This is a genomic window from Bacteroides sp. D22 (genome assembly GCF_000163675.1).
Classification (GTDB): domain Bacteria; phylum Bacteroidota; class Bacteroidia; order Bacteroidales; family Bacteroidaceae; genus Bacteroides; species Bacteroides xylanisolvens.
The window spans coordinates 265,830-277,616 of record NZ_GG774798.1 but is presented as its reverse complement, the minus strand read 5'-3'; the positions used below and the strand labels follow the sequence as shown (position 1 = coordinate 277,616).

Sequence of the window (11,787 nt, the reverse complement as noted above, 5' to 3'; positions counted from 1 at the left end):
CTTTTCCTTGTTGAACTAAAAACAGCACCTCTGACGTCTATTCAGGGTGCTGTTTTCTTATATCTTATTTCCTCTTCTGACAGGTTTATTTTTCTTGCATAAAGATCTTTACTTGATTCCAGTTATTCTTCGTATCATTCGATACTTTTTCACTGGAAGTAGAACGCCCTTGTTCCACATATTGCTTCATAGTCCGTTTCATCTCTTTCACCTCATTTTCGTAACGCTTATCACCGATAATGTTTTCTTTTTCTAACCAAAGGGGCAGTTATTAAGTAATTCTTCTTTTCCATAGTATTATCAATTATCTGGAAAAACAAAAATTGAGAAGTTTGTGGAAAAAGAAGGAAAATGCTAACCAATAAAGAACAAAATAAGGTATATATGATACTAAACAGACATATAACGTTTTTGTGAACTTTTGTTTTACTGTGAATAGTTTTTTTCGTTTATTGAACAATTAGTTTTCTATTTTTAGGCCAATATATTCTAACTTTGTATTTTAGTTAAAAAAACTACTGAGATGAAAAACCAACGAATTACTTTTCTTCTTTCTTTTTGCTTATCATTAGCAATAGCATGGGGAGAAACACCTCCTGCTAAAACTGTATTTGCGCAATACATGAACCAAGCCCAGACATTTGCCAACAACTTTCCACGGGAAAAAACGTATTTACATTTTGACAACACGAGTTATTATGTCGGAGATACAATCTGGTTTAAGGCTTATGTCACTCTTGCCGAACAACAGATTTTCAGTCAGATCAGCCGCCCTCTGTATGTAGAACTGGTGGACCAGACAGGACATATAGCAGATAAACAAATCATCAAACTGACGCAGGGAGAAGGAAACGGACAATTCGTTCTTCCCCGTTCCATGTTATCCGGCTATTATGAGGTACGTGCCTATACCCGCTGGATGCTTGCTTTCAACGAACCGCAGTATTTCTCACGTACTTTCCCTATTTATCAACTGGCAAATAGTGATAAGCTGGAACGTAGTATCACAACTTATGAACTTAGTCCGTCGATGGAAAACCGTCCGTCAGAAACAAAGGAGAAGTTGAGTGTACGTTTTTTTCCCGAAGGAGGGCAATTAGTGAAAGGAGTGACTTCGCAAGTGGCTTTCAAGGCGGAGAGTAAAGATGAAGGGAATATAGAACTGTCGGGAACGATTTATACCAAAGAAGGAGCAGAAATCACTTCTTTCGAGACTTTACACGATGGAATGGGGCATTTTGAATATACACCTTCTGCACAACCGGCCGTTGCCAAAGTCAATTTTCAAGGAAAGAAGTATGAATTTACCCTTCCACAGGCATTGCCTAACGGGTATGTATTGAGTACTGTCAACAATGCCGGTGCCCTTTTGGTGAAAGTATCCTGCAATGCCGCTACTCCTCAAGATACATTGGCTGTATTTATCAGTCATCAGGGACGCCCGTATGTTCATCAATTGATTAGTTGCCGGGCGGACGCTCCACAAGAGTTCATTCTGCCTACCCGCAAACTACCGGCAGGCGTACTGCAAGTCAGCCTCATCAACCGGGCTGGTAATACGTTATGCGAGCGTTTTGTCTTTTCCAATCCACGTGCTCCTCTACAACTATCCGCAGAGGGACTGAAAGAGGTGTATACTCCCTACGCTCCTATTCACTGTGAATTACAGGTAAGAAATGCTAAGGGAGAACCGGTATCGGGAGATGTATCGGTCAGTATCCGGGATGCCGTCCGGTCGGATTATCTGGAGTATGATAACAACATCTTCACTGATTTGCTGTTAACATCTGATTTAAAAGGATATATCCATCAGCCCGGTTATTATTTTGCATCGCCGTCTCCCCGTAAGCAAACGGAACTGGATATATTATTAATGGTGCATGGATGGCGTAAATACGACATGAGCCAAGCCATTTCTACTACTCCTTTCACTCCATTGCAGTTACCGGAAGCACAATTAGTGCTGAACGGGCAGGTTAAATCAACGATCCTCAAAAATAAGCTGAAAGATATAGCGCTTAGTGTGATAGTGAAGAAAGATGACCAATTTATCACCGGAGGAACCGTGACCGATGAAAACGGTCGTTTCACCATTCCTGTAGAAGACTTTGAAGGAACTACAGAAGCGGTAATCCAAACCCGGAAAGTCGGTAAAGAACGCAACAAGGATGCATCCATCCTGATCGACCGTAATTTCTCACCTGCTCCCCGAGCCTATGGTTACAAGGAGCTTCATCCTGAATGGAAGGACTTGACCCACTGGCAACAAAAAGCCGAGAATTTTGATTCTCTATATATGGATTCTATCCGGAAAGTAGAAGGACTTTATGTATTGGATGAAGTGGAAATAAAAAGCAAACGCCGGCAAGGAAGTAATATGGCTACTAAAATCAATGAGAAAAGCATCGACGCTTATTACGACGTACGCCGCTCTGTAGATTTATTACGTGACAATGGGAAGATTGTCACAACTATTCCGGAATTAATGGAAAAGTTAAGTCCGCAATTCGATTGGGATCGTAGCAATGACAAGCTTACTTATCGGCAGAAACCGATCTGCTATATCATGGATAACCACATTTTATCCGAGACAGAAACTCAAATGATGTTGACCGAAGTGGATGGATTGGCTTCTATCATCATCAGCAAAGGAACAGGAGGCATCAATGACGAGATTATCCAAAACACCAAAATGTCCGAAGTTACGGATAGTACGGGAGTGGATATCAGCAAACTGGATAAATACAGTGTTTTCTACCTGATTCCCCTACCCAGACGTGATGTATTAAACAAAAGTCAGACTGCCGTACTTGGTACCCGGCAAACGGTCATTCAGGGATATACTCATGCACTGGAATATTATTCGCCTACCTACCCGACCAAAGAATTGTATATGGATAAAGTGGACAAAAGACGAACACTCTACTGGAATCCGTCTGTACGGACAGATGAAAATGGAAAAGCTGTGATTGAATGTTACAATAACCAATATTCCACTCCGGTGATTATTCAGGCGGAAACGATGAGTAAGGATGGACAAATAGGAAGTATGAAGTATTCTACAATCGGGCAAGCGGAGCAATAGTTCTTGTTGTAGAATAAATAACCCAATATTCAAATATTATTAATGGGGATGAAGTTATTCCTGATCCGAAATCCTTCATCCCCATTATTCATTTAATTTTCTATTAATTCCATTTTAAACAGAATGACAGTTTATCATTGAGAACATTCAGTACACTTTATTGCCCCGCCCGTCATAACGGTTCAGTCCGTCACTGGTACCCAACCAGATAAAGCCATAACTATCTTGAAGGGCGCACCACACGGTATTATGAGACAATCCATCTTCTACCTGATATTTCTTGAACGAAAAATAAGGAGACGCGGATAGTGTTCCGGTCCAGAAGATCAGCAAGCATATTAGTATTTTAGTTAACTTCATTCTACGTGTTTTTTATTCAATTATCGGTTCAGCCAAGGTTCAGGATTCAACTTTTCTTTCTCCCTACGCAACTGGAAGTGCAATACCGTCCGTCCATTATCCGTACCGTCAGAAAAGACCTGACCGATGGATTGCTTCGTCTTCACCGTGTCACCGGCTTTGACGGATGCAGAAGAAAGATTGCAATAAACAGAAATATAATTGCCATGACGAATGAGGACATTAAATAATCCGTTCAATTGGAACACAGCCGCCACCTTCCCATCAAAAATGGCACGTGCCTGTGCACCCGGTTTTCCCTGAATATCAATACCCTTGTTATCCAGTTTCACGTTGCGCAACCCCTCTACGGCATATTGTCCGTAACGGCTGGTGATAATATAAGCGCCGGATATAGGCATTGGCAATTTCCCGCGATTCGCGGCAAAGTTACCTGATAATTCCCGATCCGCCTTACTCATGGTATAAGCCTCAAGAGGTTTCGATTTGGCGGCTGTTTCCGTTGCAGCAGATTTTCCCTCCTTGCTTTCCTCTTTCTTACGGGCAGCCGCTTCACGACGAGCTTCTTCCTGCGCACGCTTACGGGCACGCTCTATTTCTTCCGCAATTAATTTATCGATGCGGGCATTCAGCTGATTGGCTTCCCTGCGTTTTTTATTTATCTCATTCTGCAATCCTTTCTGCTTCTTTTGCAGATTAGTCACCAACGTGCGTTTCTCTTTTTCCTGCTCTTCCAACTTCACCTTTTCGCTCTCACGTTCTTGTAGCAGGTTCTCTTTGGCAATTTTCACCTGTTGAAGTTCCGCTTTCTTCTTGCGTATCTGATCCTGTTTCTTTAGGATTTCTTCCCCTTGCAGACGTTGATAAGTGGCATATTCACGAACATATCGCATACGCCGATAAGTCTGCCCCAGATTCTTTGCCGAAAAAATAAACATGAGCTTCTCCTCTATCGACTTATTCTTATACAAGTACTGGACAGAAGCTTCATATTTCTTCTTTTTATCTTTCAAATCCTTCTCCAGTCCGTGCAACTGACGCTCCAATGAAGCCAGTTCACGCTGGATAGCCTCCACATCATTGTTGATAGCCATGATATAGCGTTTCCGCTCTTCAATCTGTCCGGTCAACACAGCCAGACTATTCAACTGGCTTCCCACATCTTTCTTTGTATCCTTCAATATAGATTCCGATTCGGCAATCTGCTTTTGCAGCGCACCGCGTTTACTTTCCAGCTCACGAATCAACTTGTTCGATTGAGCGAAAAGAGGAACTGCCAACCACAGGCAACTGATTAGAATAACAAAGAAACGTTTCATCATAATAAAGCTACCAGCATTTTTACTAATTCTTCCAAAGGAATCTGGTTGTATTTAGACGTCAGTTCCGTCGGAGTCATCGAAAACTCTTGTGTGGAGAACTCATAAAGTTGGACTTTAGCCTTTTCTAATGAAGGAATTCCTATATCTTTTCCTGTCAGTTCTGTCTTTCCACCAGGAAGAGAGGCATCCATCAATATCTTTTCCAAACGGGAAAACTCCACATTCTTCGACAATACATTTTTCAATTCAGCTTTAGTGGCACGAACAAAGCGTTTATTCATCCTGTCTACCAATAAAACTTCGTCGGGAGTAACTTCTATACGTGCTACTTCCGTACGCAGAATAGGCATCAATAAGGAGATTTGTACCCGCTCATGAGTTTTCATCTTCATGGTTCCCCCTACAGACATACTTCCCTTCTTGCCGGGAATGGTCAACTGAAGCTTGGAAGCCAGGTAACTGGATGTCGGAGCCTTTGTTGAAGTCTTTGTTTCCGAGGTTGCCAAGTGCTTCGAACTCTTACAGCCGGCCAACACCACTACCACCAACAACAGTAGATAAATGATTCTTTTCATTCCGCAATATATTTCTTCTTCTCTATTTTCTGTTTCAACGTTTTCGACTCGCTACCCATTTCCAGTGCCTTCTTCCAATATTTCAACGCACCTTCCACATCGCCGGTCATAAAATAAATATCTCCGCAATGCTCCACAATCACATCGCTCTTCTCGCCATCGTTCTTCATTGCATTGTCAATATAGATACGGGCTTCGGCATAGTTTCCCTTTTCAAAAAGAATCCATGCATAAGTATCGAGATAGGTCGAATTATTAGGTTCGGCTTTCACCGTTTTATAACTCATCTCCTCCGCCTTGTCCAAATCACGACGTTCCACAGACAGATAATAAGCATAATTGTTCAATGCGCCAATATTGGAAGGATTGTACACCAAAGACGAATCGTAAGCAGCATAAGCCTCCGCCATCTGTTTCTTGGTATGATAAATGTCTCCCATGATTGAATAGAAATCCGAAATGACTTCTTTTCTAGTATCGGCAGTTACATGTTCCAATGCTCTGCTGCAAACACTCAATACACTATCCGTCTGTTCTGCCTGATGATAAGCAATAGCCAGATAATAATAAAGTTCCAACGCATCGGGAGTGGCTTCAATACCCGGTTCACAGACTTTGATAATTTGCTTGTAGTCTTCCTTCTTCACCGCCGCACTAACCAGCATCAATCGGGCAGCCTTATTGGTAGGATCCAGATCAACCACCTGCTCCAATACCGGCACAGCCTCTTGTTCCATATTCTTCGACAACAGATATTGAGAATAAAGCATCGGAATCTGCGGATCATCTATATCCTGCTTCATCATCCGGTCGAACAAGGCAATCACTTGAGTACTATCTTTGACAGACGACTGTTCGTTTTCCACAATCACCTGTCTCATAACACTGATTTTGGTATCCGAAGTCACCTTCTTATTCAGCAATAAAGTATCCAACTGCTGTTGATACAACTCTTTCTGTCCGGTCTGTTCATAATAAGAAGCCATTGAAAAAAGAGCCATCGGATTGTCAGGCTCTATCGCCAGGACCTTCTGATATGCATCGTATGCTTCCTGCTTTTTTCCATTCTGAAGATACACATCTCCCAATATCACCTGATAACGCATATCCATCGGATATTCTTGTACCAGACTTTCTATTTCCTGAAATGCCTTCTTATCATCTTTCATCTGAAGATAAATACGGAATTTCTCCATAGAAAGCTGCTCATTCTTACCCAAGCGTTTCTCTAAGCGGTTCAATGTAGAAATGACATCATTATATTTCTCCTGACGACTGTAAATATCAAGAAGACTGAACAAAGGCTCCTGCTTTGACGGGAAACGGGTTACCATTTTCTCAAGCAACGTTACAGCCTTATCCAACTCGTTCTGTTGCTGATACAGGCTAACCAGCCCCTGGCTATACCAGAAATTATCAGGAGCAAAAGCCACCGCCTGCTCCAAAGCCGCCTGACCTTGCGGCACCTGGCGGAGGAACATATAATACTGCGATATTTCATAAAGCGCCGAAGAAGCGTTCGGATTGATATCCAGACAATGCTGTAACAAACCAAATGCCGCATCATACTCATTCTTTTCTTTCATCCGCATGGCTTCCAAAAAGAAGTAGTCATATTTACGCTGTTGTTCAGCAGGAAGCAATGATTCTTTTACCGAAAAGGATGCATCTGCCTTCACTGCTGTTTTTGCTGTACGCATAGAACGGGTTCCCCCACACGAAGTGAGCACTAACACCGTCACGAACAGCCATCCTATTTTTATCTTCATTCTATTTTTTCGATTAAGCATTCATCATACTCCGGTATGTCCGAAGCCACCGGCTCCGCGTTCCGTTTCATCCAGCACCTCCACTTCCTGCCATACAGGCTGTTCGTGCTTTGCTATCACCATCTGCGCGATACGTTCGCCATCTTCAATAACAAAAGCCTCGGACGAGAGATTGACTAAAATGACACAAACTTCTCCACGATAATCCGCATCAATCGTACCCGGAGAATTAAGTACTGTGATACCTTTCTTTATCGCCAGCCCGCTACGTGGACGAACTTGCGCCTCAAATCCCTTCGGCAAAGCGATATACAATCCAGTCGGCACCAGACAACGTTGCAACGGTTCCAGTGTGATAGGTTCAGAAAGATTAGCACGGATATCCATTCCTGCGGACAATTCGGTGGCATAAGCCGGAAGCGGATGCTTCGATTTATTGATAACTTGAATATTCATAAATGCATGTTTACTATTTAACGGGCGAAAATACACATTTTGAACTGAAAAATAGTTAAGTTTGCAGTTAAATAATGTACCGTTCCCTAAATTGTAAATAGTAAATAGTCAAATCGTAAATAAAATGATGAATTGGAAACAACTAATATCAGCGAAACGTTTCGGGATGGAAGAATTCCATGAAGAACGACAGGAAAACCGATCCGAATTCCAACGGGACTATGACCGTCTTATTTTTTCGGCTCCTTTCCGCAGATTACAGAACAAGACGCAAGTATTCCCTCTTCCGGGCAGCGTTTTTGTTCACAACCGACTTACGCACAGTCTCGAAGTAGCCAGCGTTGGCCGTTCACTCGGGGACGATGTTGCCAAAGCACTTCTGGAACGTCATCCGGAACTTCAAGATTCTTTCCTGCCGGAGATCGGTTCTATCGTCTCGGCCGCTTGCCTGGCACACGATTTGGGTAATCCGCCCTTCGGTCATTCAGGTGAAAAGGCTATTTCTACCTTTTTCTCTGAAGGGAAAGGAGTTCGCCTGAAAGAAAAGCAGCCGAACGGCGAGCAACTTTCTCCGATGGAATGGGAAGATTTGACACATTTTGAAGGAAATGCAAATGCGTTCCGAATACTGACACATCAGTTTGAAGGACGTCGCAAAGGCGGATTCGTCCTGACATATACCACTCTGGCTTCTATTGTAAAATATCCCTTTTCATCGAGCCTTGCAGGAACCAAATCGAAGTTTGGATTCTTCGTCAGCGAAGAAGAAAGTTTCCAAAAAATAGCAACTGAATTAGGACTGACCTTGCTCAACGAGCATCCTTTGAAGTATGCACGCCACCCACTAGTCTATTTAGTGGAAGCGGCAGACGATATTTGCTATCAGATGATGGATATTGAGGATGCATATAAACTGAAGATTCTCACCACTGAAGAAACCAAAGAACTATTAATGACCTATTTCAGCGAAGAGCGACAGGAACATCTCCGGAAAACATTCCTGATTGTCAATGATGTCAACGAGCAAATCGCCTACCTGCGTTCTTCCGTCATCGGTTTATTGATCCGGGAGTGTACCCGTGTCTTTTTAGATCATGAACAAGAAATACTGTCCGGCACGTTCGAAGGATCACTAATCAAGCGCATAGCCGAACGTCCGGCAGCAGCCTACAAACACAGCGTCGAAGTATCTATCAATAAAATCTACCGTTCACGGGACGTACTGGATATCGAGCTAGCGGGATTCCGCATCATCAGTACCTTACTCGAATTGATGATAGACGCCGTAACCTCACCCGAAAAGGCTTATTCCAAACTCCTGATCGACCGGGTATCCAGCCAATACAATATAAATTCGCCCGTACTCTATGAAAGAATACAGGCGGTACTTGACTATATATCGGGAATGACCGACGTCTTTGCTCTTGATCTTTATCGTAAAATTAACGGGAACAGTCTGCCTGCGGTGTAACCACTTTAGGAGTAAAAACCTCTTCCCCTTCACAAGAAGACAATCTCAACGCATCCGGATGGCTTTCAATAAACGTCTGGATGTGTCGAATTCGTTTATCTTCAAGAATTTCGTCTACAGCAATCAGAATACCGGTTTCTTCCACATCACCGAACTCGTAATTGACAGCTGTTCCGAACATACGCATCGTAGGGCTTAAGCTCATATACGCATTTACCAACGGAGGAATATTATAGCCCAATTTACGGATTTCACAATTCAATATCTTATAGTCCTCTTTAAAAGTACTCTTGCAGAACAATGCGTTCAACTCTTCTTCGGAAGTCTCAAGTTGCAGAGGCTCAATCGGAGTAACAAGTTTCTCTTTATCATAAAAATGTTTCTTGAGGAAATGAAGAATCATATCACGGCCACGACGATGGTAGCTAGGATACATGGTCACCTTGCCAAAGAAATACTTCACATTCGGCATAACCACGGTCAACGCTCCCAACCCGTCCCACAGATTATCCAAAGCGAACAATCCTTTGCTTCCGGCACGGGTAGACTGATATTCAAGCGTAACAAACGAACGCCCCAGCTCAATTGTCTGCGGCAGGTATTCTTTAATAAAAGCATCAGAAAAATGAAACATGTGGGAAGTAGCCAGAATTGGCGCGCCTTTTTCATCAAAACGCACATCCGTACCAAGCAGATACCGGTAACCACCCAGAATTTCTTCCGCTTCCGGATTCCATACGATCAACTGCTTATAGGGGTGTTCCATCGTGTCGTATTCATCAATATCCATTGACAGACCTGTTCCTCCACCAGCAGCACGGAAAGCTATTTCACGCAAACGACCAATCTCTCTCATTACATTAGGAGCATTCTGATGAGTAATAATATAAATCTGATTATTACTCTTATTCGTCATTCGTAAGCGTTTGTCTTCCGTCAATTCTGCCTTCAGCAGTTCTTTGCTTACCGGTTTAATAATCTCTTCCATATTCCTTGTTATAGTTGTTCTATCAGTTACAGTTTATAAACAATATCCTTTACGTATTCAGCCCACTGCGCAGGGGTTTTCGATTTATCAAAAGTCTGCCAGGGTATAGGTTTGCCAAAAGTGACAGTAAAAGTTTTGTGGCGATTCTTAAACATTTCATCCGCAAGATACAACATAGCGATGTTAAACTTGATACCCAATGCCTTGCAAATATTTGCCAGGTTGTAGAAGAAATCAGAATTCCTGCCTCCAAAATGCACGGGTATTACATCACGTTTTGCTTGTATGCTCTTTACTACAAATGTCTTTTTCCATTCCAGATCACGAATGACTCCATTCTGACGACGCGAACACAGTCCGGCAGGGAACATTATCAGCTGGTCATCCGACTGAAATCCGGCTTCCACCATTTTCGGGAAGTCTTTTGCCTGTTTGCCGGTTTTATTAATAGGTATGCAAAGAGGAGCCAATCCGCGTAGATTCATCAACAAATCATTCACCAGGTATTTCACTTTCCCGTCATAGTGCTTTCCCAACACATAACCAAGCGCAACACCGTCCTGTCCGCCTAACGGATGATTGGACACAAAAGTATACAATCCATCCTTAGGCAAATTCTCAATGCCTTTTACGTCCACTTTCGCATCCAAAAAGCCCATACATGCCTCCAGAAAGTCCACACCCAATCTATCCTTCGACTCATTCAGGAATACATTAATTTCATCCTGATGAACAATTTTCTTCAGATAAGAAACCACGAATTTAGGGATGTACTTATAATGCTTCGGAGCCTTTGTCCGAAGTATCTTATCGACATCAATCAAAAATAAAGAGTCATCAGTCATTCTTTTCAAATAAAAATGATGGCACAAAATTAACGGTTCTTTTTTATTAATCGCAATAATTTGGTAGAAAATGCAGGATTTAAGTTCAGAAGATAAAAAAATACCACCCAAAAACTATCAAAAACAACCTAAAAACTATCCGCGGATAGTTTTCGGGCATAAAAACGTCGGATTTCCCCCTATCGGGTTTCAGAAATTCACGTAAACTTGCAACATCGAAAATAACAAACGAATATTCACCTTTAAAAAGCAACACATATGAAAAGTTTAAGCTTCAGAAAAGATTTAGTAGGAGTACAAGATGAATTACTACGCTTCGCTTATAAACTGACAACTGACCGTGAAGAAGCAAACGATTTGTTGCAGGAGACATCATTAAAAGCATTAGATAATGAAGATAAATATACCCCTGATACAAATTTCAAAGGATGGATGTATACCATCATGCGCAACATATTTATAAACAACTACCGCAAGGTAGTTCGCGACCAGACATTCGTCGATCAGACGGATAATCTTTATCATCTGAATTTACCACAGGACGGAAGTTCAGAAAGCACAGAAAGAGCATACGACCTGAAAGAGATGCACCGTGTAGTCAACAAACTCCCCAAAGAATACAGAGTTCCGTTCGCCATGCACGTTTCAGGATTCAAATACCGTGAGATTGCGGAAAAACTGAACCTCCCGCTAGGCACAGTAAAGAGCCGTATTTTCTTCACGCGCCAGAAATTACAGGAAGAATTGAAAGACTTCCGCTAGACCTTAACTATATAAATTGGTGATCTCGGATCACATACTTCTTTAATACAGATTTTAGTTTTGATAATGATTAAAAGGCAGAAATACTCCGGTATATTCTGCCTTTTCTTTTATTACTAAGATTAGTTGCACGACACCCGGGTCTCAACACCTA

Annotated in this window: 9 protein-coding genes and 2 pseudogenes; 3 read left to right on the top strand and 8 right to left on the bottom strand. The window is 42.2% G+C overall.

Annotated elements, in window-relative coordinates; genetic code table 11:
• Window positions 1-85: 85 nt before the first annotated feature.
• Window positions 86-253, bottom strand: a pseudogene (locus HMPREF0106_RS28205) (arylsulfatase); the annotation flags it as partial.
• Window positions 254-523: 270 nt separating this feature from the next.
• Between HMPREF0106_RS28205 and HMPREF0106_RS19185 the strand changes: the two are divergent.
• Window positions 524-3,085 (top strand): hypothetical protein, encoded by a 2,562-nt coding sequence (locus HMPREF0106_RS19185; RefSeq protein WP_008642801.1) that lies wholly within the window; start codon window positions 524-526, stop codon window positions 3,083-3,085.
• A gap of 124 nt (window positions 3,086-3,209) precedes the next feature.
• Here HMPREF0106_RS19185 and HMPREF0106_RS19190 read toward each other — a convergent pair.
• The 5 genes and pseudogenes from HMPREF0106_RS19190 to dut all read right to left on the bottom strand — a co-directional run.
• Window positions 3,210-3,445, bottom strand: a pseudogene (locus tag HMPREF0106_RS19190) (two-component regulator propeller domain-containing protein); the annotation flags it as partial.
• A gap of 20 nt (window positions 3,446-3,465) precedes the next feature.
• Entirely contained in the window at window positions 3,466-4,767 is a 1,302-nt protein-coding gene (locus HMPREF0106_RS19195) for a murein hydrolase activator EnvC family protein (protein ID WP_009039165.1), read from the bottom strand.
• Window positions 4,764-5,342, bottom strand: coding sequence for a DUF4292 domain-containing protein (locus tag HMPREF0106_RS19200; RefSeq protein WP_008024136.1), 579 nt, complete (start codon window positions 5,340-5,342; stop codon window positions 4,764-4,766). The genes HMPREF0106_RS19195 and HMPREF0106_RS19200 overlap by 4 nt, the downstream gene beginning before the upstream one ends.
• Entirely contained in the window at window positions 5,339-7,111 is a 1,773-nt protein-coding gene (locus HMPREF0106_RS19205; protein WP_009039164.1) for a tetratricopeptide repeat protein, read from the bottom strand. Before HMPREF0106_RS19205 ends, HMPREF0106_RS19200 begins: the two co-directional genes overlap by 4 nt.
• Before the next feature lie 24 nt (window positions 7,112-7,135).
• Entirely contained in the window at window positions 7,136-7,567 is a 432-nt protein-coding gene (gene dut / locus HMPREF0106_RS19210) for a dUTP diphosphatase (protein ID WP_004309527.1), read from the bottom strand.
• A gap of 124 nt (window positions 7,568-7,691) precedes the next feature.
• On the opposite strand from dut, the gene HMPREF0106_RS19215 reads away from it, so the two are divergent.
• On the top strand, window positions 7,692-9,038 hold the full coding sequence (locus tag HMPREF0106_RS19215; RefSeq protein WP_008642786.1) for a deoxyguanosinetriphosphate triphosphohydrolase: 1,347 nt from the start codon (window positions 7,692-7,694) through the stop codon (window positions 9,036-9,038).
• On the opposite strand, the gene HMPREF0106_RS19220 is transcribed toward HMPREF0106_RS19215, so the two are convergent.
• Together HMPREF0106_RS19220 and HMPREF0106_RS19225 are read right to left on the bottom strand one after the other, a co-directional pair.
• Complete coding sequence (locus HMPREF0106_RS19220) at window positions 9,010-10,026, bottom strand: GNAT family N-acetyltransferase (protein WP_004315373.1); 1,017 nt, start codon at window positions 10,024-10,026, stop codon at window positions 9,010-9,012. The genes HMPREF0106_RS19215 and HMPREF0106_RS19220 overlap by 29 nt on opposite strands.
• 26 nt (window positions 10,027-10,052) lie before the next feature.
• Window positions 10,053-10,871: a 1-acyl-sn-glycerol-3-phosphate acyltransferase gene (locus HMPREF0106_RS19225; RefSeq protein ID WP_008642784.1), complete on the bottom strand. Its 819-nt coding sequence runs from the start codon at window positions 10,869-10,871 to the stop codon at window positions 10,053-10,055.
• 258 nt (window positions 10,872-11,129) lie between these two features.
• Between HMPREF0106_RS19225 and HMPREF0106_RS19230 the strand changes: the two genes are divergently transcribed.
• Window positions 11,130-11,633, top strand: coding sequence for an RNA polymerase sigma factor (locus HMPREF0106_RS19230; RefSeq protein WP_004315377.1), 504 nt, complete (start codon window positions 11,130-11,132; stop codon window positions 11,631-11,633).
• Window positions 11,634-11,787 lie beyond the last annotated feature (154 nt).